Consider the following 21450-nt stretch of genomic DNA (forward strand, 5'->3'; position numbering starts at 1 on the left):
CGCGAGCATGACTACAAATTCACCCATTTGTTGATCAAAAAACAGACAAAACTACCTGGTTCGCAAAAGAGCGTCTAAAGTAAAACTGGGACCTCGCGAGCATAAGTGAGACGACGATGGCGCTTTACACAATAGGTGAAGTGGCTTTGCTTTGTGATATCAACCCTGTCACTTTACGCGCGTGGCAGAGGCGTTACGGATTACTGAAACCGCAGCGAACAGACGGCGGGCATCGCCTGTTTAACGACGCGGATATCGACCGGATCCGTGAGATAAAACGCTGGATAAATAACGGCGTTCAGGTCAGTAAGGTAAAAATGTTGCTCAGTAATGAGAACATTGATGTGCATAACGGCTGGCGCGAACAGCAAGAGACGCTGTTGAGCTATTTGCAAAGTAATAATCTGCATAGCCTCAGGATGTGGATCAAAGAGCGCGGTCAGGATTATCCCGCACAAACGCTTAACACCCATTTGTTCATTCCGTTACGCCGCCGCCTGCAATGTCAGCAGCCGATCCTGCAGGCGTTACTGGGGATACTCGACGGTGTCCTCATCAACTACATCGCGATTTGTCTGGCCTCGGCGCGCAAGAAACAGGGTAAAGATGCCCTGGTTGTCGGCTGGAACATTCATGATACCACTCGCTTATGGCTGGAGGGTTGGGTAGCCAGCCAGCAGGGATGGCGCGTTGACGTCCTCGCCCACTCGCTAAACCAATTGCGACCGGAACTGTTTGAAGGGCGAACCTTACTGGTCTGGTGCGGCGAAAGCCAAACGCCTGCTCAGCAGCAACAACTGAACGAATGGCGCGCGTTAGGTCACGATATTTATCCGCTCGGTATTTAAAGCCAACCAGGATCGGCTCTTAATATTCTGTTAACAAACGTGTACAATCCTTAGATTCACATAAGGAGTGCATAATGAGCGCAGCTAAAATCGGTGTCATTACCCTCTTCCTGCTGATGGCCATCGGCGGTATCGGCGGCGTCATGCTGGCAGGCTACACATTCATTTTACGTGCCGGGTAAGGTGGCTCGCTAATCGCTCAAACCCGCGGTCAACGATCACCGCAGCCAGCGCGACCAGCAGCGCCCCCTGAATCACATAGGCGGTATTGAACCCGCTCAGGCCGATGATAATCGGCGTGCCCAACGTGTTCGCCCCGACGGTTGACGCTATCGTAGCGGTGCCGATATTAATAATCACCGACGTGCGAATTCCCGCCAGAATAACCGGTGCCGCCAGCGGCAACTCCACTTTACGCAGCCGCTGGCCCTGACTCATGCCCATTCCGGTGGCAATATCCATCACGCTGGAAGAAATTCCGCCGAGTCCCGCCAGAGTTGCCTGCAAGATTGGTAACACGCCATACAAAATCAGTGCGATAATCGCGGGTTCAAGCCCAAACCCCATCACCGGTACGGCGATCGCCAGCACGGCGACCGGAGGAAATGTCTGCCCCACGGCGGCAATCGTTTCCACCATCGGCCTGAATTCCGCGCCCCAGGGCCGGGTTACCGCTATTCCCGCTCCAGTGCCAATGATGACGGCAATAAGGCTTGAAATCCCAACCAACGCAAAATGACTCAACGCCAGCGCCGTAAAACTTTCCTGCTGATACACGGGACGCGGCAGCGCCGGAAATAGCGAACTAAACAGGGCCTGACTGTGAGGCAACCCAACCAACAGGATCAGAAACAGCGCAACAAGCCATAGCAATGGATCAGCAAGACGTTTCACGGGTCGGCGTCTCCGAAAGCAAATCGCGAAAATGAAGCGTCCCGCAGGGCAACCCCTGCGGCGTCACGACCGGCAAAACATCGCAGCCACGCGCCACGAACACCGACAATGCATCACGTAGCGTCATCTCATCCACCAGCGGCTCGCCGTCTGAGTGTTCACCGCGACGGATAAAATCCCCTACCGTACGCAGCGACAACAGCCTTACGCCCAGTTCACTGCGGCCAAAAAAAGTTTGCACGAAATCATTCGCTGGCGCAGTGAGCATCGACAACGGCGTGCCTTGCTTCACAACTTTTCCCGCATCCATCAAAATCAGATGCTCCGCCAGTCTCAGCGCCTCGTCGATATCATGCGTCACCAGCACAATGGTACGTCCCAACAAACGGTGGATACGCGTCATCTCCTGCTGCAGCGCGCCGCGGGTGACCGGGTCCAGCGCGCCAAAAGGCTCATCCATCAGTAGCACCTGCGGATCTGCCGCCAACGCACGCGCAACCCCAACCCGCTGCTGTTGTCCACCGGAGAGCTGATGCGGATAACGGTGACGCAAACTCGCCTCGAGGCCCAGCAGCGCCATTAGTTCATCTGTTCGGTCATCAATACGTGAACGTGACCACTTTTGCAGCTGCGGTACGGTGGCAATATTCTGCGCGACGGTCCAGTGGGGAAACAAACCAATAGACTGAATCGCGTACCCCATGCGCCGTCGTAACTCCAGCACCGGCAGGCTGCGGATCTCCTCCCCGGCGAAACGGATCTGCCCGCTGTCATGTTCAACCAGCCGGTTGATCATCTTTAGCGTGGTAGACTTGCCCGAACCTGACGTGCCAATTAATACCGAAAAGCTGCCCTCTCCTAACTGGAGGTTCAGGTCATCGACGGCTTTTTGCTGGCCATAGGTTTTACTGACATGGCGAAATTCAATCATTATTCGATACCTTTAGCAGCGCGATCCCTAAATCAAACAGCGCATCAATCAACACAGCCAGCACAACGACCGGGATCACGCCCAACAGCACTAAATCAACGGCGCTACTGAGCAGTCCCTGAAAGACCAGCGCGCCAAATCCCCCTGCACCAATCAGCGCGGCTATCACCGCCATTCCCACCGTCTGGACCATCACCACTCGCAAACTGCGCAAGAAGACCGGCAGCGCCAGTGGAAACTGCACCGAGATAAACCGCTGACGCGCGCTCATCCCCATCGCCCGGGCGCTTTCAAGTACATCGCGTGGAACCTGATTCAATCCAGCCACAACGCCGCGAACAAGCGGTAAGAGCGCATACAGCACCAACGCAATAAGCGCAGGCGTCAGACCGGTTCCCGCTACGCCAAGCGAACCCAGCAAGGGAAAGTGCTTCACCAGTCCGGCAAGCGGCGCAATTAACAGGCCAAACAGCGCGACGGAGGGAATAGTCTGGATGATGTTCAGTACCGCGAATACCGGCCCCTGACGGGAGACAGAAAAAGTACACCAGACACCCAGCGGCACGCCAATGAGCAGCGCGGGCACCACGGTAGCGAACAGAATCGTCAGATGCTGCGCCAGAGCGTCGTTAAAGACATCCTGGCGATTGGCATATTCTTTAAGCAGAGAAAGATCGTTAAACGTACCGGAGAGCAGTAACACCAGCGGCAAAATGAATATTTGTGCGTGCAATAACCAACGCCACGACGCCCGTTCGGTGATGCGACGAATGGCGTCACTGGCTGCCAGCAGCATCAATCCCAGCCCTAACCAGAACCCGCTGCCCAGGCTGGTTCTGGCCAGCGGGCTACCCGTCTGAGCCAGATACGTTGCCGTTGTGCCGGCGATGACCAGCGCCGCAATCACCAACAGTTGGCTAACGATAAGCGTCAATATATTGCCGGATTTTCCCGGTACAAAGCACAGAAGAAACAGCAGCACACAGGCCGCCGCTAATCCCCATGCCATGTCGGGTTGGATATCCCAGAGTTGACGCCCTTCACCGGAAACCAGGCGATTGGGAGCATAGCTGATGAAAGGAAGCGCTGCCGCCGCGATGGTAAGAAACACCAGCAGCAACAGCACCCGATTTACTGAAATATTCGACAAAACACCCACCTGCTGCAAACTCCGTTACTTCACCCATCCTTTTTGCTTCAGGTAGTCTGCTGCGACTTTTTTCGCATCCAGCCCCTCCACGGCGATACTGGCATTCAGCCGTTGCAGCGTTTTTTCATCCAGGCTGGCAAATACCGGTTGTAGCCATTCTGCCATTTGCGGGTAGTCCTGCAGCACCGATTCACGCACAACGGGCGCTGGCGCATAAATGGGCTGGACCCCTTGCGGATCGCTTAATGTTTGCAGACCGAGCGCCGCAACCGGACCATCGGTACCGTAGGCCATCGCCGCATTGACCCCAGAGGTCTGCTGCGCCGCTGCTTTAATCGTCACCGCGGTATCCCCCCCCGCCAGCGACAACAGCTGATTCTGATTCAGTTTGAAATCATAGGCTTTTTCAAAGGCAGGCAGCGCGTCAGCCCGTTCGATAAATTCCGCAGAGGCGGCAAGTTTGAACGTCCCCCCGTCTTTCAGATAACGGCCTAAATCGGCAAGGGACTCAAGCTTATTCTTTTGCGCGACATCCTGGCGAACCGCAATGGTCCAGGTGTTGTTGGCGGGCGCAGGCGTTAGCCAGATCAGCTTATTTTGCTCTGCGTCCAGCTTTTTCACTTTGTCATAACCAGCCTGCGCATTTTTCCATGCAGGATCATTCTCATCTTTAAAAAAGAATGCGCCATTGCCGGTATATTCCGGATAAATATCCAGTTCACCAGAGGTGATTGCCCCACGCACCACCGGAGTGGTACCCAGCTGTACTTTATTAACGGTTTTCACGCCGTGACTTTCGAGCACCTGCAAAATAATGTTGCCGAGCAGCGCCCCTTCGGTATCTATTTTTGAACCGACCGTGACGGGTGACGCGGCCTGTAAGGGCAAGCTGATCGCGGCTAATAACGCCAGCGAACCCACCCAAACTTTTGAAATTATCATGCTGCACTCCTCATTCTTTTACGGCCCTTTTCAGAGACTTGAGGAAAAAGCATAGTCGAAAAATCAAGCCTTAACCTGGCAATTGGGTAGTAACACTGCGAGTAACTCGCGGTAAGGCGATAATACAATAAAAAAAATCCGGCAAACCCAAAGTGAGTTTACCGGATGGTACGATTTCGCAGGCCTGATAAGCGTCACGCTATCAGGCATGATATCAATTACAGCAGTTCAAATTCGCCCTGCTTCACTCTGGCAGAATCCACGCCGATAAAGACGTTGAACTTGCCCGGTTCGGCATCGTATTGCATACGCTGGTTCCAGAATTTCAGCGCTTCAACATCAATTGGGAAGCTAACGGTTTGGGTTTCACCCGGCTTAAGATTCACCTTCTCAAAACCTTTCAGCTGTTTTACCGGACGACTCATTGAAGCGGTAACATCCTGCAAATACATCTGAATCACCGTCGCACCTTCGCGTTTGCCGGTGTTGGTCACCTGCACACTGGCCGTCACGGTCCCGTCACGCTTCATCGTCGGAGAAGAGAGTTTCACATCAGAAACCGTGAATGTGGTGTAGCTCAGGCCATAGCCAAAGGGATACAACGGACCGTTCGCTTCGTCAAAGTAGCGCGACGTGTACTTATTCGGCTTATCGGCATTATACGGGCGACCGGTATTGAGATGGCTGTAATAGACCGGGATCTGTCCGACAGAGCGCGGGAAAGACATCGGCAACTTGCCTGACGGGTTGTAATCGCCAAACAGCACATCGGCGATGGCGTTACCGCCTTCCGTCCCGGCAAACCAGGTTTCGAGGATCGCATCGGCCTGTTGATCTTCCTTAACCAGCGCCAGCGGACGACCGTTCATCAGTACCAGAACCAGCGGTTTACCCGTGGCTTTCAGCGCGGTAATCAGGTCACGCTGACTCTGCGGAATGGTGATATCGGTGCGGCTGGAGGCTTCATGCGCCATTCCCTGCGCTTCACCAACTACCGCGACCACCACGTCAGACTGCTTCGCGGCGTTAACCGCTTCATCAATCATCGCCTGCGGCGAACGCGGGTCAACCTTCACCGCCTCTTCATACTGGTTGAGGAAGTCGACAATGCCTTTGTCGTTGGTGATGTTCGCCCCTTTGGCGTATACCACTTTGCCCTGCTCGCCGATGGCATTTTTAATCCCCGTCAGCACCGTTACTGACTGATCGGCAACCCCGGCAGCAGACCAACTCCCCATCACATCACGCTTGCTGTCGGCCAGCGGGCCGACAACCGCTACGGTAGCGGATTTTTTCAGCGGCAATGTTTCCAGACGGTTTTTCAGCAGCACCAGGCTTTCACGCGCCACTTCACGCGCCTCTTTACGGTGCAAACGGCTTTCCGCGTTGGTGTCCTGCGGGTCAGATTCTTTGGCCCCCAGATGGCTGTACGGATCGTTAAACAGCCCCATATCATATTTCACGTTCAGCACATGACGCGCAGCGTCGTCCAGCTCCGCCATCGTCACCTTACCTGACTTAATCAACCCCGGCAGGTATTTGCTGTAATACTCATCGCTCATGCTCATGTTGATGCCGGACTTGATCGCCACACGCACCGCATCTTCAGGATCGGCGGCAGTGCCGTGCTTAATCAGTTCCTTAATCGCGCCGTGATCGGAAACAGTAATGCCCTTAAAGCCCCACTCATCGCGCAGGACGTCTTTTAACAGCCATGCATCCGAAGTCGCCGGCGTACCGTTCAGCGAATTAAGCCCCACCATCACCGCACCGCTACCGGCGTCCAGTCCGGCTTTGTACGGTGGCATATAGTCGTTGAACAAACGCTGCGGGCTCATATCGACAGTGTTGTATTCCTTGCCGCCTTCAACCGCGCCATAGGCGGCATAGTGCTTGACGCTGGTCATCACCGAATAGCGATCGGCAGGGCTTTTACCCTGCATCGCTTCCACCATGGTTTTGCCCATCGTGGCGGTCAAATACGTATCTTCGCCAAACCCTTCCGAGGCGCGACCCCAGCGCGGATCGCGCGAGACATCGACCATCGGCGCCCAGGTCATATTCAGACCATCATCGGCGGCTTCATACGCAGACACTCGACCAACGGTTCTGACCGCATCGAGATTAAAGGAGGATGCCAGACCGAGGCTTATCGGGAATACGGTACGCTGACCGTGCAATACGTCGTAGGCAAAAAAGAGAGGGATTTTCAGGCGGCTGAGATCCATCACCTGATCCTGCATTTTGCGGATATCCTGGCGCGTGACGGTGTTAAAAATTGCCCCAACCTGCCCGTCTTTGATCATCTCGCGGATGGCTTCTTTCGGGTTATCAGGCCCGACGCTTATCAAACGCAGTTGCCCAATCTTCTCATCCACGGTCATCTGCTTGAGTAAATCGGTAACGAAGGCATCCCGCGCCTCTGGCGTCAGTGGATGGTTACCAAACAGAGTGTCCGCCAACGCTGGTTGCAATGCCAGACTCACCGCGACACCTACAGAACATAGCCATTTCATGTTGATTCTCTCTTTATTTTTTCCCGACGAGGCAGCGAAAATATAACAAAAACCGCAGTTTGCCGTAAGACTAAACGGGAGCGATAAAGAAAGCTAAGGTTATTCTCCTAATTTTCGAAACCAGCGCGAATCAGTAAAAGACGAACCAGAGACAATATGAATGAGAAAGCGTATTGTCATACAAAGCGCTATGCTTGTTCCTGATATTGAGTCCCACCACAAGGAGTGGAGAATGTCTTCCATTACAACAGATAATAAAGCTTTCCTGAATGAACTGACCCGTCTGGTGGGTCATTCACACCTGCTGACAGAACCTGCTAAAACCGCCCGCTATCGCAAGGGATTCCGCTCCGGCCAGGGCGATGCGCTTGCCGTCGTGTTCCCCGGGTCGCTTTTAGAACTGTGGCGCGTTTTGAGCGCCTGCGTCGCCGCGGATAAAATTATCCTGATGCAGGCCGCTAACACCGGCCTGACCGAAGGGTCTACGCCGAGCGGTAATGATTACGACCGCGAGATTGTCATTATCAGCACCCTGCGTCTTGATAAGCTGCACGTCATCGGCAAAGGTGAACAGGTGCTGGCCTATCCAGGAACCACGCTCTATTCGCTGGAAAAAGCGCTCAAACCGTTTGGCCGTGAGCCGCATTCAGTAATCGGATCTTCTTGTATCGGCGCTTCGGTTATCGGTGGTATTTGCAACAACTCCGGCGGTTCGCTGGTACAGCGCGGCCCGGCATACACGGAGATGTCGCTGTTTGCGCGTATTGACGAACAGGGAAAATTACAGCTGGTTAACCATCTGGGTATTGAGCTGGGCCAGACCCCGGAGCAGATCCTGAGCAAACTGGATGACGAGCGTATTAGAGATGACGATGTTCGCCACGACGGGCGTCACGCGCACGATCACGACTACGTTACCCGCGTCAGAGATATCGACGCAGACACGCCCGCACGCTATAACGCCGACCCGGATCGCTTGTTTGAATCGTCCGGTTGTGCAGGCAAGCTCGCGGTCTTTGCCGTGCGTCTGGACACCTTCGAAGCCGAAAAAAACCAACAGGTCTTTTACATCGGCACCAACCAGCCAGAGGTGCTGACGGAGATCCGCCGTCATATTCTGGCAAAATTCGAGCATCTGCCGGTCGCCGGTGAATATATGCACCGCGATATTTACGACATCGCTGAGCAATACGGCAAAGATACGTTTCTGATGATCGACAAGCTCGGCACCGACAAAATGCCGTTCTTCTTCACCCTGAAAGGCCGCACCGATGCGATGCTGGAAAAAGTGAAAATTTTCCGTCCTCACTTCACCGACCGGGCAATGCAGAAATTTGGTCATTTGTTCCCCAGCCACTTACCGGCGCGCATGAAAAGCTGGCGCGATAAGTACGAGCATCACCTGCTGTTAAAAATGGCCGGTGGCGGCGTGGCTGAAGCCCAAAACTGGCTAAGCGAGTATTTCAAAACCGCTGAAGGCGACTTCTTTGCCTGTACGGCGGAAGAAGGCAGCAAGGCGTTCTTGCACCGCTTCGCGGCGGCTGGCGCGGCTATTCGTTATCAGGCCGTGCATGCGGATGAGGTGGAAGATATTCTGGCGCTGGATATCGCGCTGCGTCGTAACGACACCGAATGGTACGAGCATCTGCCCCCAGAGATCGACAGTCAACTGGTGCACAAACTCTATTACGGTCACTTTATGTGTTACGTCTTCCATCAGGATTACATCGTGAAAAAAGGCGTGGATGCGCATGCGCTCAAAGAGCAGATGCTGGAACTCCTGCGCGAGCGTGGGGCGCAGTATCCGGCAGAGCATAACGTCGGGCATCTGTATCAGGCGCCGGAAACCTTGACCCGTTTTTACCGTGAGAATGACCCCACCAACAGTATGAATCCGGGTATCGGGAAAACGAGTAAGCAGAAGTTCTGGAAAGAATCGTAATCCTGAAAAAGATAAGCGCTACCGGGCATGTTGCCGGGGCGCTTCGCTTGCCCGGCCTACTGCTACATTCGCTATGCGTAGGCCGGATAAGACATCTTATTTAATCGTTCTGTGCGGTTTGCTCGCCCTTCGCCGAACCTGCCGCCGCCATCTGCGCAGCTTTTTGCTTTTTATAGCTCAGCGCCGCCGCCGGAACCGGCATCACCTTGCCCGTTTCAATCCAGGTACGTAAACGGCTGGCATCGGCAAAGTGAGTATATTTACCAAAGGCATCCATCACCACCAGCGCCACCGGTTTGTTGTTAATCACCGTGCGCATCACCAGACAGTGGCCTGCCGCATTGGTAAACCCGGTTTTCGTTAACTGAATATTCCAGTTATCGCGGTATACCAGATGGTTGGTGTTACGAAACGGCAGCGTATACGCAGGGTTGGCAAACGTCGCCATATCTTCACGCGTGGTACTTAGCTGGCCGATCAGCGGATACTGTTTGCTGGCGATCAGCAGCTTGGTTAAGTCACGGGCGGTCGAGACGTTATGAATCGACAAGCCAGTGGGTTCCACAAAGCGTGTCTGAGTCATGCCGAGCGCTTTCGCTTTGGCATTCATGGCTTTGATAAACGCGTTGTATCCGCCCGGGTAATGATGCGCCAGACTCGCCGCCGCACGGTTTTCTGATGACATCAGCGCCAACAGTAACATGTCTTTACGGCTGATTTCGCTGTTCAGTCGTACGCGAGAGTAAATGCCTTTCATCTCCGGCGTCTGGCTAATATCGACTTTCAGCTTTTCATTCAGCGGCAGTCGTGCATCAAGCACCACCATCGCCGTCATTAATTTGGTAATCGACGCAATCGGACGCACAAGGTCCGGGTGGTTCGAATAGATAACTTTGTTGGTATTCAGATCAACGATCATCGCGCTACCGGACGCTATCTCAGGTTGAGAAGCCGCTGCGGTAGTTGCCGTTTTCGCCACGGCTTGGGGTGCAAAAGGAACGGCCAGCACCAGGGCAAGGCTTAATAATGAAACTCGGAATTTCAGCATGATGAGATTTCTGATAATGGTTCACGCACGTCACAACGCACACCGCCAGAGATTAAGTATTATCTCAAGCTAGCTCAGGCATCATAGCGATCCGGCAGGTTTGCTGCCACAGGAGAATCGTCTCGAAATGCTGCGTTGCTGACTTTTACGTCAACAACGCAGCGTAGACAGGTTTATCCGTCAGAATAACCGATAGCCGTAACCCCACAGGATTACCGTAATAGCCAGCAGAACTTCCAGTACCAGCACACCGATCGCCAGCGTGGAACTGGAAAAACTCAACCCTTCCTCACGAGTGATATTCAGGAACGTCGGAATACCGAGATAAAGTAAATAACCGGTGTAAAACAGCGCGAGAGTCCCGACTAATGCGCACAGCCAGACCAGCGGATAAAGTGCGACCAGCCCGCTTAAAAACAGCGGCGTCGCGACATATCCGGCAAACACCATACAATGCGCCAGCGACGGACGCTGCGGGTAGTTACGCGCCATCCACCAGATAACCCGGCCCATAACGGCAACGCCCGCCAGCATCACCCCGTAAAACAGAATCGCCATTGCAAATCCAGTCAACAGGGATAATTTCAGGATATTGCCATCGCCAAAATCCCAGCCGATTTGTGTGGTACCGATGAACGCACAAACAACCGGGATTGCCGCCATCAGCAGTACATGGTGGGTGTAGTGATGCGAAACGCTTTCGTTTTCGCTGTTGATCACATGCATTTCACGATCGGGATGGGAAAACAGCCCCCAGACATGGTTCATACCGCCCCCTTCTTGTCAGCTCCGGACCTCAACAGTTCAAGTATAATTCAGCTTTGGATTAATTTTTGTACAACAACAAAAATGACGAACCGCTAATTCAGCGCTTTTAAACCCCACGATGATTCACAGGGTGTATGCTTAACGTCGGGAGGTCATCCAGACATATGGATATAAACAGTCTTATTGCACATTACGGTTACGCCGCATTGGTCATTGGCAGTTTGGCCGAAGGTGAAACCATTACCCTGCTGGGCGGCGTGGCGGCACATCAGGGATTACTTAAATTTCCTCTGGTGGTTATCTCTGTGGCCCTGGGCGGGATGATTGGCGATCAATTGCTGTATCTGCTTGGGCGTCGTTACGGTGGAAAAATTTTGCGTCGTTTCTCAAAACATCGCGACAAAATCCGCCGGGCGCAGAAAATGATACAGCGCCGTCCTTATCTGTTCGTGATTGGCACCCGTTTTATGTATGGTTTTCGCGTGATCGGCCCGTTGCTGATTGGCGCAAGCCATTTGCCACCTAAAATTTTCCTGCCGTTGAATATCCTGGGGGCGCTGGCGTGGGCGCTGATATTTACCACTCTGGGTTACGTGGGGGGAGAAGTCATTGCGCCGTGGCTACACAATCTCGACCAGCATATTAAGCACTGGATATGGCTGGCTCTGGTGATTGTGCTGGTGCCTGGCGTTCGGTGGTGGTTAAAAAAACGCAGCAGCAAAAGTACAGCCCGGTAGCGCGATGTCTACCGGGTGGGTGCGTTACGAAGCGTGGTAGCCGCCCCCCAGCGCACGGTTCAACTGGATTGAGGCATCCAGCCATTGCCCTTGTAAAAGCAGAGCGTTGCACTGTTCACGTAATGCCGGGATCTTTGCCTCACTGACCCGGGAGCCCGCAATAATTCCGGCATTGAAGCGCGCCTGCGCCAGACCCACTACGCGCAGTGCATCATGCTCAATCTGCTGCTGATGCTGATTCTTCTGCGCCAGTGTTTCTACCTGCGATGCTGCACGCGCCACGTCATTCACCGCATCCACCACGGCTTTGTTGTAATTCGCCACCGTCAGGTTGCTTTGCGCTTGAGTAATGTCGAGATTCGCGTTCAGCCTGCCGCTATCAAAGATAGGTAGCGTCAGCCCGGCCGTTACGCCCATTTGCTGCGCGGAATGGCGAAACAAGTCGCTCAGATGTAACGCATCCTGTTGTAAAAATGCCATCAGATTTACATCGGGATAAAACGCCGCTTTCGCCGCATCAATGCTGCTCAGCGATGACTCTATGTACCAGTGCGCCGCCTGCAAATCCGGTCGGCGGGCCAGCAGCGAATAACCTAGCTGGGACGGGAGCTGGCTTTCCACCGCGGGCAGCGGGGTCGAATGGAGTTTCAGGGCTGTGGACTGCGAGTTGGTCAGCGCGCTCAACCGCGCTTCAATTACCTTCATTTTACCGCTGACATCGTTCAGCTGCTGCTCTGTTTTGCTGGAATCGATATCGGTTTCAACGCCTTCCACCGAAGAAGTAAGACCATTTTGATACAGTTGACGATCAACGTTAATGACGTTCTGCTGCTCGGTTTCGATTTGCGTCAACACGGTTTTCAGCCCGGCCTGCGTTTGCCATTCCCAGTAAAGACGAGCCACACCACTCGCCAGCACCTGTCGCGTTTGCTCGCGCTCGGCTTCACGCGCCTTAACGGCCCCAATACGTGCCGTCACTTCGGCCCGATTTTTACCCCACAGATCCAGATTCCAGCCAGCAGTTAAACCCAAGGTGCCGTTGGTGTACCACGGCCCGGTCGTCCCGGCGGCCGGATCGGTAATGGCAAACGGACCCATCAGCCCTTCGGCTGACATTCTCTGACGCTCCACATCTGCTGAGAAATCGATCTCCGGGCCATCCTGCGCCTCCACAGCCTTAGCCTGCGCCTCCGCCAGTTGAATGCGCTGTTCCGCGACCTGCATATCAGGGGAGTTTCGTAACGTGCTGTCAATCAGCACATTAAGCTGGGGGTCATGGTATGCCTTCCACCATTGGCTGTCCGGCCAGCCATTTTTTAACGCCGCAGGCAATGTGGTATCGACATTCGCAGCGGGGGTCTGCTGTGACAGAGACTGGCGGTCATCATGCATCGGCGCGCAACCTGACATCAAAATAAAAAGCGGCAGCAATGCCGTCGTGACAAAAGCAGAATTACGATTCATGGAGAGACACAGGTAAGAAAAGATGTGCTGAGATTACGACTTGTCGCGTTTCCTTTTTTAGTTACGCGTGGCAATACACCTTTGGCAATAAAAATATATAATCGGAAAAATATACACTCAACAAATAATTTAGATTAATTAATTTTAATAATTGATGGATGGAGACATTATGTCACAGAATATCTATGACGATCCCGAGTTCTTTGCCGGATATGCCACACTGGACCGTTCAGTAAAAGGGCTCGACGGTGCGCCAGAATGGCCGACAATACAAGCGATGCTCCCCGCTCTACAGGGAAAAAATATCCTCGATTTGGGTTGCGGATATGGCTGGTTTTGCCGCTACGCGCGCGATAACCAGGCGGCCAGCGTAGTGGGACTGGATATTTCACAAAAGATGTTAACTCAGGCGCACAGCATGACGCAGGGTAATGGCATCGTTTATCGACGTGAAGATCTCGAGACGCTTTCCCTGTCGCCAAATTCCTTTGACCTGGTTTACAGCTCACTTGCCCTGCACTATTTGCGCGATATCGCGCGATTATTCGTAACGATTTACCAGTCGTTAACACCGGGAGGCATGTTGGTATTCTCTGCCGAACATCCCATTTATACTGCACCGCTTAACCAGGGTTGGATAAAAGATAAAACCGGGCAACAGTCCTGGCCGGTCAATCATTATCAGCAGGAAGGCACACGCATCAGTAACTGGTTCGCGGAGGGTGTCAAAAAACAGCACCGTAAGCTGGCGACCTGGATTAATGCGCTGATAGCCGCCGGATTCGAAATCGTTTGTGTCGATGAATGGGGACCGTCCGCTGAACAGATTGCTGAAAACCCGGCGCTGGATGAAGAAAAAGAGCGGCCAATGGTGTTTCTGCTCAGCGCACGTAAACCGGAGTAAGGTCATTACAGGAAGATTTTCAGAGGCTTTCCTATACTTAACCTGAACTCACCAAAAAAGGAACGCTGATGAAAATCTTACTGTGGATTATTTTAGTTATTTTTCTGATTGGGTTATTGGTGGTAACTGGCGTGTTTAAGATGATTTTTTGAAAAAAAGGCCACTCCGGTGGCCGATTAATGTGTTAATGCAATTTAGCGATATCAATGGCCTGAATCGCGCGCGCGATATCCGGTGAATTGTTTAATGCGCGGATTTCCTGAAACAGCGCGGTTGCCTCTGAGTATTCTTTACGCAAATACCCTAACCATTGTTTAATTCGCGCTACGTGATACAGCCCGGTATCACCCTGCTTTTCAAGACGAGTATATTTTTGCAACAGCATCACGACATCAGGCCACGGCATACGTGGCTCGTTGTACTTCACCACACGACTCAGGTTCGGAATATTTAATGCCCCACGGCCAATCATCACCGCATCGCATCCGCTGATAGCCATACAATCCTGGGCGCTTTGCCAGTCCCAGATTTCGCCATTTGCGATAACCGGAATGGTAAGCCGCTGGCGGATCTCACCGATCGCCTGCCAGTTGATATGTTCGGCCTTATAGCCCTGTTCCTTGGTTCGGCCATGCACCGCCAGCTCGCTGGCGCCCGCCTGCTGAACGGCATCAGCAATTTCAAACTGCCTGTCGCTGTTGTCCCAGCCCAGACGCACTTTCACCGTCACGGGGAGATGATCCGGAACCGCCTCGCGCATGGCTTTTGCGCCCCGGTAGATGAGTTCAGGATCTTTTAATAACGTTGCGCCACCGCCGCTGCCGTTGACCAGCTTCGACGGGCAGCCACAGTTCAGATCGACACCAAACGAGCCCAGTTCTACCGCGCGCGCCGCGTTCTCCGCCAGCCACTGCGGATACTGCCCCAGCAACTGTATGCGCACCCGCGTGCCGGATGGCGTCCGGCTATTGTTATGCAGTTCCGGGCAGAGCCGATGGAATACTTTTGCCGGCAGGAGCTGATCCACCACGCGCACAAACTCGGTGATGCACAGATCGTAATCATTCACTTCAGTCAGCAGCTCGCGCACCAGTGAGTCGAGCACGCCTTCCATCGGCGCCAGTAAAACACGCATATCGTCACCCGCAAAAAAAGAGGCGCTATGGTAGCGCCTCCGTTCGGGAGATTAAAGAGGCTCAGCGCGGCAACAGGCAGTTATCTTCTTTCCAGCCGTACAGCCATTCCATACCACGATAAAATTCCGCCTGAGATTTGCCTTTCCACAGCAGATTACGCACCTGGCGCTCGACGCCTGCGGCGTGGTACACACGTCCCATTTCGCGCGTCGACCAGACGATGCGCGCAGTACGCGGAATACGCACCGACTCATACAAGGCAAAGGCATCAGCCGCATCGCCGTCACACTGCTGTAACGCCTTACCGAGAGTAACGGCATCTTCAAGCGCCATACAGGCGCCCTGCGCCATATATTGTGCCACCGGATGCGCAGCATCACCCACCAGCGTAATGCGGTCGGTCCCCCATTTCTCTACCGGTTCGCGGTCAGCGGTGGACCAGCGACGCCATGACGTCGGCTTATCCAGCATCTGGCGCGGACGCGCATGAATACCGGCAAAATAGGAGAGCACTTCCTCTTTACTGCCATCCTTCACCCCCCACTCCTCCTGCTGACGGCTGTGGAAAGTCACCACCAGGTTATACTGCTTGCCGCCACGCAATGGATAGTGCACCAGGTGGCAGTGCGGTCCGGCCCACAGCACCGGCGCGTTAATGCGCAAATCTTCCGGCATATCATCGCAATCAATCACCGCGCGATAGACCACGTGCCCGGTCACGCGTGGCGCATCGCCAATCAGAGACTGACGCACAACCGACTTCACACCGTCACAGCCCACCAAAATATCCGCTGTCCAGCTGTTACCGTGCTCATCAAAGACCGTCACATCATCTTCTGTCTGGCGAATATCAACCACGTTAGTTGAAGTGCGATACTCAACGTTGGGATGAACCAGTGCCGCTTCCCAGACAGAAGCATGAATATCAACCCGATGGATAACCGCATAAGGACCGCCAAAGTGATCGCGGAACGCCTGCCCGGTTTCAATATGTACAACCTCTTTCGCGTTTACCGCATCCATCATGGTGATGTGATCGGTAAAAACGGCGCGCTGACGAGCGACGTCACCCACACCAAGGCTGTCGAGAGCAGAAAACGCGTTCGGCCCGAGCTGAATACCCGCACCAATCTCACCAATCTCGTGCGCTTTCTCCAGCAACATCACTTTAATGCCTTGACGGGCCAGCGATAGCGCGGTCGCCGCGCCGCCAATCCCGCCACCCACGATAATTGCGCGAGTCACTTTAGCCATTGTCGTTCTCCTTATCAGGCTGGAATTTTGTCTTGTTGATTCTCGGGCGCGGCGGCGATAAACGCCGGAAGCTGGGTACAGGCATCATATACCGCCTTACAGCGCGGATACCCGCTCAGATCGCAGCCCATACGTAACGCGTTCGCCCACTGCGGGATCAGACAGCAATCCGCCAGCGTCGGCGCATCCCCCACGCAGAACGTCCCCGAGTGACTCTGGCGCAGCATCTGTTCAACCGCGTTTAACCCTTGCTGGATCCAGTGCGCATACCAGCGTTTTTTATCCTCTTCACTGACCTTTAGCTCTTCGCTCAGGTAGCGCAGTACCCGCATGTTATTCACGGGATGGATATCACAAGCGATGGCATAAACAATTTCCAGCACCCGGCTGCGCGTCGGGAAGTCGGCTGGCAGCAGCGGCGACTGCGGAAAGTGACCATCCAGCCAGTCGGTTATCGCCAGCGACTGCCCGAGTGATTCTCCCTCATCAGTGACCAGCGTCGGTACAAGCCCTACCGGGTTCATCCGCCGGTAGGTCAGCTCGTTCTGCTGACCGATGCGAATGTTGACACCCACCGTCTGGTAATCAAGCCCCTTCAGCGCCAGCGCAATGCGTACGCGATATGACGCGGAGCTGTTAAAGAAACTGTACAGCTTCATCATCCACCTCAGACAATCTTCACAGCGATGGGGGTTAAACCGTCTACATTGCCGGTGATCACATCTCCTTTCACCACTGCGCCCACGCCCTCTGGCGTGCCTGTGTAGATCAAATCACCCGGCTGTAGTTCGAAAAAGCCGGACAGATAGCTAATGGTTTCATTAACGGACCAGATGAGGTGGCGAATATCGCTACGCTGATGATCGTCGCCGTTGACCTGCAACCAGATAGGCGCGTTGTTAACATCCGCACTTTCGCTGGCTTTATGCAGCGGCGCGATGGGGGCTGAGAGATCAAATGCTTTGCCGATTTCCCACGGACGCCCCATCTGGCGCATCTCCATCTGCCTGTCGCGGCGGGTCATATCCAGACCAGTGGCATAGCCCCAGATATATTCGTGCGCTTTTTCCAGCGGTATATCGCTGCCCTTTTTACCGATCGCCACCACCAGCTCTATCTCATAGTGATAGTTATCGGTCTGCGACGGGTATGGCAGCTCGAGGGTTTGACCGGCCGCCACCGGAACCACCGCATCGGCAGGTTTACAGAAGAAGAACGGCGGTTCGCGATCCGGATCAAAACCCATTTCACGCGCATGAGCGGCATAGTTGCGGCCCACGCAGTAAACGCGACGCACGGGAAACTGTTCATTACTGCCAACGACCGGAACGGTAACAGGCGCTTGTGGTTCGAATACGTATTGCGTCATTTTTTCTCTCCCAAATTAATAACGTGCTTCACGGAACAACCCCAGCGCTTCCTGAACCGGTCTGTCCGAAAAACTAAATAAGACGGCATCTTCGTGGGCCTGGAATGACACGCCGTGCCAGGTTGGCACCACGAAGATATCTTTTGGCGAAAAATTGAAGATCTCGGTGTCGATGGTGACCTGCCCGCTTCCTTCCACCACGTGATAGATAGTGCTGTCGGTGGTACGCGCCATCCGCGAGGAAAAGCCCTTCGGCAACAGTTGTAAAAAGGTCCCCATTGAAGGCATGGGATAACCACCGGTTACCGGGTTGACGTAACGCATCTTGTAACCGTCCCACTCATCGGCGTCACCCATGCGGGTCAGGTCATGCAGCGCTTCACGGCTGCGATCGTAGCGATAGTTGAAAATTGGCGATGAGTTACCCTTCTGATGACGCAGCGGCAACATATTGGCCGCGTAGCGTGGTAAGTAATCCCCTTCCTTGCGCGTGACTGGTTGCTGATCCTCCGGGTAATCTTCCGCAAAGCCGCAACCCAGCAGATTCACCAGTGGCAGATCCAGACCGTCCAGCCACACCACCGGTTCACTGCCTGGGTTGCCGTGGTCGTGCCAGCGCCACTGTGGCGTCAGAATAAAATCGCCTTCATGCATTTGGGTGCGCTCGCCATCCACCGCAGTAAATGCCCCTTTCCCTTCGACAATAAAGCGCAGCGCAGACTGATTATGCCGGTGACTCGGCGCAACCTCGCCCGGCATGATTAACTGCAATCCGGCGTACAGCGTTGGGGTGATTGAAGACTGTCCGCGCAGCATGGGGTTTTCCAGCACCAGTACGCGACGAATCGCCTCTTTCGCGCCAATCAGATCGCCGCTTTCCAGCAGCAGCGGGCGGATCTCCTGATAGTTCCAGTACGCAGGAGCACAATGTGCGTTCGGCGTTGGCGGTACCAGGCGGTGCAGCGACTCCCACAGCGGGGTCAGATTCTGCCCGGAAATATGCTGGTAAAACTGCTGACGGCTGTTCTTAACATCCTGATTAAGTTCTGACATAGAGATTCTCCTTATTTGTTCACGATGCCTACGCGTGACAACGCGTCAGGGACAGAGGCCGACTGGCGGATAACAACCGTCAGCAGCATAAGCATCACCGCGCTGATGGCCGCCGGAACGGCAATAATGAAAAACAGGTTATCGAATGAGAAATTCATCGCCATCATCACGCCGCCGGAGAGCGAGCCGACAATCGCGCCGCAGCGGCCAATCGCATTAGACCAGCTGACGCCCGTGGCCCGGCTCTGCGTCGGATAAAGCGTGGCGGTTAAGGCATTCAGGCCCACCTGCGAACCGCTGATGCCAATGCCGGTGCCAAAAATGGCCAGCGCCATTAGCCACAGGCCGTTCTCGCTCAGGCCAATCATGACAATACATACCGCGCCCAGCGCATAGCTCACTGCCAGCACGCGGAAAGGGTTGTATTTATCCATCAGCACTCCCAGCACCAGCGCACCGAGCGTACCGCCAATCTGAAAGGCGGCGGTTACCCATGAGGCATGCTGCAGGTCAATTCCGCGATGGTTAAGCAGCGTTGGCATCCAGCTTGAGAGCAGATAAATAATCAGCAGGCTCATAAAGAACACCACCCATAACATCAGGGTAATGGGCAACTGTTGCCCGACGAACAGCTGGCGAATGCTGCCTTTGGCAATCGCGGCGCCCTCGTTGAGATAAAATTGGGTATTGTCATAACGTTCCCGGGTGATGGCGCTGACGGTTCTGGCAATCACGTTTTGCGGCAACTGACGACGAACCTGCCAGCGCGGGGATTCCGGCAACGCAAACAGCAGAGCCACAAACAGCATCAGCGGTAGCACGCCTCCCAGCACCAGGATGCCGTGCCAGCCAATAACCGGCACCAGCTGTGCGCTGACAATCCCACCCATCGCCGAGCCCAGGGTAAAACCGCAGAACATCATGGTGACCAGTGCGCCACGCCGACGCGCTGGCAGGTATTCTGAGGTCATAGTGATAGTATTTGGCATCGCGCCGCCCAGGCCTAACCCGGTAAGGAAGCGCAAAAAAACCAGCGTTTGTAGATCGGGGGAAAAAGCCGAGATCAGGCTCAGTGCGCCGAACAGCGCCACGCAGAGTTCAATCACCCGTTTGCGGCCAAAACGATCCGATAGCGGACCGCAGAGCAGTGCGCCAGCGGTCAGACCCAGCAGGCCTGCGCCAAACAGCGGCGCCAGATCTCCGGCCGTCAGTTGCCAGTGGGTGCGAATGTCGGGCGCGATAAAACCAATAGCTGCGGTATCAAAACCGTCGAGCATGACGACCAAAAAACAGCAAATGATAACGCGCCACTGGGTCTTACCGACGGGGGCGGAATCGATCAGTGCTTGTAGATCACGTTGTTGAGTCATAGTGAATGCCTCAGTGCTGGTAGAGTAGATGTCTGTTTTGTTTTAGGTATGTTGCGACTTTGTATGTTTGGAGATGAAATGTACAATGGCTTTTCATGCAGAGGCATAACCTGGAGGTTATAGCAAATGGCTAACTGGGCGCAGAAACTTAAGTTACACCACCTGCAAACGCTTATTGCGCTGGGCGAACAGGGGAATTTGACTCACGTCGCCCGAATGATGAATATCACCCAGCCAGCGTTGTCAAAATGGTTATCACAGCTCGAAGATGAGATGGGTATCACACTCTTTGAACGTCATAGCAAAGGCTTACGCCCTTCAGAAGGCGGCAAGCTGCTACTGCAGCATGCCCAACGCCTGATCAATGATATGGAACGTTCACAGTATGAAATCGCCCGTTTTAAGCAGGGAGGCCTGGTAGGGAGTCTGAAGATTGGCTGCTCGCCGGTGGCGACGGACTGCGTTTCACAGGCGATACTGGGTTTGCTCACAGAGCTGCCGACCTTGCATCTTAATATTGAAGAGAAGGTGATGACCCCGCTGCTGCACGATCTGCTCGCGGGTTCGGTGGATGTGGTGGTCGGACGCGTCGGTGGCCGGGCGCTTCAGTTGCCGCTCAATTACCAGGTGCTGTATACCGAGCCGGTCTGTTTCGTCGCGCGCCCCGACCATCCGCTGGCAAAATATCCCCTGCTCACCTGGCATGATCTGGCTAACTGGCGCTGGATTGTCTGGCCGACGGGAACGCCCATCCGGATAAGCATTGACAACGCGCTGGTAGATAACGGCGTCATGCTACCGGAAAACATCATTGAGTCGGCATCGATAAACGTCAGCACCAACCTGCTGCAAAGTAGCGACATGATCTCTATTCTTTCTCTACGCCTGGCGCAGCGTTATGCCGCCCAGGGACAGCTGGCTATCCTGAATCTGCCGAAGATTGAACAAAAAGGCAGCGTAGGCGTGTTCTGGCGCAACAATGAAACACCCACGACCGCCCTGAATCGTTTTCTGTATTACCTGGCACAGGTTTAACGTGAACAGTTAGGGCCATCGCCCGATGTTCCAGATATCTATTTCTTCTATGCTTAGAATTCATGATGTGATCGGTAGCACGTTTTGAA

Annotated in this window: 20 protein-coding genes; 6 read left to right on the forward strand and 14 right to left on the reverse strand. The window is 54.2% G+C overall.

The window, feature by feature from the left end:
- The first annotated feature begins 116 nt into the window (after positions 1-116).
- Positions 117-848 carry an HTH-type transcriptional regulator MlrA gene (gene mlrA / locus WC7_RS10670; protein ID WP_016153692.1) on the forward strand — a complete coding sequence of 244 codons (732 nt, stop codon included), beginning with the start codon at positions 117-119 and terminating at the stop codon, positions 846-848.
- A gap of 74 nt (positions 849-922) precedes the next feature.
- Positions 923-1030, forward strand: coding sequence for a protein YohO (locus WC7_RS25680; RefSeq protein ID WP_003027354.1), 108 nt, complete (start codon positions 923-925; stop codon positions 1028-1030).
- Here WC7_RS25680 and WC7_RS10665 read toward each other — a convergent pair.
- From WC7_RS10665 to bglX, 5 genes are all read right to left on the reverse strand, one after another.
- On the reverse strand, positions 1011-1742 hold the full coding sequence (locus WC7_RS10665; protein WP_016153693.1) for an ABC transporter permease: 732 nt from the start codon (positions 1740-1742) through the stop codon (positions 1011-1013). The genes WC7_RS25680 and WC7_RS10665 overlap by 20 nt on opposite strands.
- Positions 1726-2673, reverse strand: coding sequence for an ABC transporter ATP-binding protein (locus WC7_RS10660; protein WP_016153694.1), 948 nt, complete (start codon positions 2671-2673; stop codon positions 1726-1728). The genes WC7_RS10665 and WC7_RS10660 overlap by 17 nt, the downstream gene beginning before the upstream one ends.
- Positions 2666-3832, reverse strand: coding sequence for an ABC transporter permease (locus WC7_RS10655; protein ID WP_016153695.1), 1167 nt, complete (start codon positions 3830-3832; stop codon positions 2666-2668). The genes WC7_RS10660 and WC7_RS10655 overlap by 8 nt, the downstream gene beginning before the upstream one ends.
- Positions 3833-3847: 15 nt before the next feature.
- Positions 3848-4765, reverse strand: a complete 918-nt coding sequence (locus WC7_RS10650; RefSeq protein WP_016153696.1) for a glycine betaine ABC transporter substrate-binding protein OsmF — start codon at positions 4763-4765, stop codon at positions 3848-3850.
- A 218-nt stretch (positions 4766-4983) separates the two neighbouring features.
- Positions 4984-7281: a beta-glucosidase BglX gene (bglX, locus tag WC7_RS10645; protein ID WP_016153697.1), complete on the reverse strand. Its 2298-nt coding sequence runs from the start codon at positions 7279-7281 to the stop codon at positions 4984-4986.
- A gap of 232 nt (positions 7282-7513) precedes the next feature.
- Here bglX and dld point away from each other — a divergent pair, with 232 nt between their 5' ends.
- Positions 7514-9223, forward strand: coding sequence for a D-lactate dehydrogenase (gene dld / locus WC7_RS10640; protein WP_016153698.1), 1710 nt, complete (start codon positions 7514-7516; stop codon positions 9221-9223).
- Positions 9224-9323: 100 nt separating this feature from the next.
- Here dld and pbpG read toward each other — a convergent pair whose 3' ends face one another.
- Both pbpG and WC7_RS10630 read right to left on the reverse strand, forming a co-directional pair.
- Entirely contained in the window at positions 9324-10271 is a 948-nt protein-coding gene (pbpG, locus tag WC7_RS10635; protein ID WP_016153699.1) for a D-alanyl-D-alanine endopeptidase, read from the reverse strand.
- A 180-nt stretch (positions 10272-10451) separates the two neighbouring features.
- Positions 10452-11039 carry a Yip1 family protein gene (locus tag WC7_RS10630; RefSeq protein WP_016153700.1) on the reverse strand — a complete coding sequence of 196 codons (588 nt, stop codon included), beginning with the start codon at positions 11037-11039 and terminating at the stop codon, positions 10452-10454.
- A 164-nt stretch (positions 11040-11203) separates the two neighbouring features.
- Between WC7_RS10630 and WC7_RS10625 the strand changes: the two genes are divergently transcribed.
- Positions 11204-11776 (forward strand): DedA family protein, encoded by a 573-nt coding sequence (locus WC7_RS10625; protein WP_016153701.1) that lies wholly within the window; start codon positions 11204-11206, stop codon positions 11774-11776.
- Between the two features lie 24 nt (positions 11777-11800).
- Here the strand turns inward: WC7_RS10625 and mdtQ are convergent, their stop codons facing one another.
- Entirely contained in the window at positions 11801-13240 is a 1440-nt protein-coding gene (gene mdtQ, locus WC7_RS10620; protein ID WP_032947114.1) for a multidrug resistance outer membrane protein MdtQ, read from the reverse strand.
- Positions 13241-13409: 169 nt separating this feature from the next.
- On the opposite strand from mdtQ, the gene WC7_RS10615 reads away from it, so the two are divergent.
- The gene (locus WC7_RS10615; protein ID WP_016153703.1) at positions 13410-14144 is read left to right on the forward strand and encodes a class I SAM-dependent methyltransferase; all 735 of its coding nucleotides are present in this window, start codon (positions 13410-13412) and stop codon (positions 14142-14144) included.
- Positions 14145-14328: 184 nt separating this feature from the next.
- Here the strand turns inward: WC7_RS10615 and dusC are convergent, their stop codons facing one another.
- The 6 genes from dusC to WC7_RS10585 form a co-directional block, all read right to left on the reverse strand.
- Entirely contained in the window at positions 14329-15279 is a 951-nt protein-coding gene (gene dusC / locus WC7_RS10610) for a tRNA dihydrouridine(16) synthase DusC (protein ID WP_016153704.1), read from the reverse strand.
- 61 nt (positions 15280-15340) lie between these two features.
- Positions 15341-16534 carry a 3-hydroxybenzoate 6-monooxygenase gene (locus WC7_RS10605; protein ID WP_016153705.1) on the reverse strand — a complete coding sequence of 398 codons (1194 nt, stop codon included), beginning with the start codon at positions 16532-16534 and terminating at the stop codon, positions 15341-15343.
- A 14-nt stretch (positions 16535-16548) separates the two neighbouring features.
- Positions 16549-17193, reverse strand: coding sequence for a maleylacetoacetate isomerase (gene maiA / locus WC7_RS10600; protein ID WP_016153706.1), 645 nt, complete (start codon positions 17191-17193; stop codon positions 16549-16551).
- An 8-nt stretch (positions 17194-17201) separates the two neighbouring features.
- Positions 17202-17903 carry a fumarylacetoacetate hydrolase family protein gene (locus WC7_RS10595; protein ID WP_016153707.1) on the reverse strand — a complete coding sequence of 234 codons (702 nt, stop codon included), beginning with the start codon at positions 17901-17903 and terminating at the stop codon, positions 17202-17204.
- Positions 17904-17918: 15 nt separating this feature from the next.
- Entirely contained in the window at positions 17919-18956 is a 1038-nt protein-coding gene (gene gtdA / locus WC7_RS10590) for a gentisate 1,2-dioxygenase (RefSeq protein ID WP_016153708.1), read from the reverse strand.
- A gap of 11 nt (positions 18957-18967) precedes the next feature.
- The gene (locus WC7_RS10585) at positions 18968-20326 is read right to left on the reverse strand and encodes a 3-hydroxybenzoate transporter MhbT (protein WP_016153709.1); all 1359 of its coding nucleotides are present in this window, start codon (positions 20324-20326) and stop codon (positions 18968-18970) included.
- Positions 20327-20452: 126 nt separating this feature from the next.
- Between WC7_RS10585 and WC7_RS10580 the strand changes: the two genes are divergently transcribed.
- Positions 20453-21361 (forward strand): LysR substrate-binding domain-containing protein, encoded by a 909-nt coding sequence (locus WC7_RS10580; RefSeq protein ID WP_016153710.1) that lies wholly within the window; start codon positions 20453-20455, stop codon positions 21359-21361.
- The last annotated feature ends 89 nt before the right edge of the window (positions 21362-21450 follow it).

Origin of the sequence: Citrobacter sp. KTE151, assembly GCF_000398845.1 — a bacterium.
Classification (GTDB): domain Bacteria; phylum Pseudomonadota; class Gammaproteobacteria; order Enterobacterales; family Enterobacteriaceae; genus Citrobacter; species Citrobacter braakii.

Excerpts from the sequence above, each read along its gene's own strand:
- bglX (WP_016153697.1), bottom strand. The coding sequence starts at position 7,281 with ATGAAATGGCTATGTTCTGTAGGTGTCGCGGTGAGTCTGGCATTGCAA.
- mdtQ (WP_032947114.1), bottom strand. The coding sequence starts at position 13,240 with ATGAATCGTAATTCTGCTTTTGTCACGACGGCATTGCTGCCGCTTTTT.
- dld (WP_016153698.1), top strand. The coding sequence starts at position 7,514 with ATGTCTTCCATTACAACAGATAATAAAGCTTTCCTGAATGAACTGACC.
- pbpG (WP_016153699.1), bottom strand. The coding sequence starts at position 10,271 with ATGCTGAAATTCCGAGTTTCATTATTAAGCCTTGCCCTGGTGCTGGCC.
- dusC (WP_016153704.1), bottom strand. The coding sequence starts at position 15,279 with ATGCGTGTTTTACTGGCGCCGATGGAAGGCGTGCTCGACTCACTGGTG.
- WC7_RS10615 (WP_016153703.1), top strand. The coding sequence starts at position 13,410 with ATGTCACAGAATATCTATGACGATCCCGAGTTCTTTGCCGGATATGCC.
- WC7_RS10650 (WP_016153696.1), bottom strand. The coding sequence starts at position 4,765 with ATGATAATTTCAAAAGTTTGGGTGGGTTCGCTGGCGTTATTAGCCGCG.
- WC7_RS10585 (WP_016153709.1), bottom strand. The coding sequence starts at position 20,326 with ATGACTCAACAACGTGATCTACAAGCACTGATCGATTCCGCCCCCGTC.
- maiA (WP_016153706.1), bottom strand. The coding sequence starts at position 17,193 with ATGAAGCTGTACAGTTTCTTTAACAGCTCCGCGTCATATCGCGTACGC.
- gtdA (WP_016153708.1), bottom strand. The coding sequence starts at position 18,956 with ATGTCAGAACTTAATCAGGATGTTAAGAACAGCCGTCAGCAGTTTTAC.
- WC7_RS10580 (WP_016153710.1), top strand. The coding sequence starts at position 20,453 with ATGGCTAACTGGGCGCAGAAACTTAAGTTACACCACCTGCAAACGCTT.
- mlrA (WP_016153692.1), top strand. The coding sequence starts at position 117 with ATGGCGCTTTACACAATAGGTGAAGTGGCTTTGCTTTGTGATATCAAC.
- WC7_RS10660 (WP_016153694.1), bottom strand. The coding sequence starts at position 2,673 with ATGATTGAATTTCGCCATGTCAGTAAAACCTATGGCCAGCAAAAAGCC.
- WC7_RS10625 (WP_016153701.1), top strand. The coding sequence starts at position 11,204 with ATGGATATAAACAGTCTTATTGCACATTACGGTTACGCCGCATTGGTC.
- WC7_RS10630 (WP_016153700.1), bottom strand. The coding sequence starts at position 11,039 with ATGAACCATGTCTGGGGGCTGTTTTCCCATCCCGATCGTGAAATGCAT.
- WC7_RS25680 (WP_003027354.1), top strand. The coding sequence starts at position 923 with ATGAGCGCAGCTAAAATCGGTGTCATTACCCTCTTCCTGCTGATGGCC.
- WC7_RS10595 (WP_016153707.1), bottom strand. The coding sequence starts at position 17,903 with ATGACGCAATACGTATTCGAACCACAAGCGCCTGTTACCGTTCCGGTC.
- WC7_RS10605 (WP_016153705.1), bottom strand. The coding sequence starts at position 16,534 with ATGGCTAAAGTGACTCGCGCAATTATCGTGGGTGGCGGGATTGGCGGC.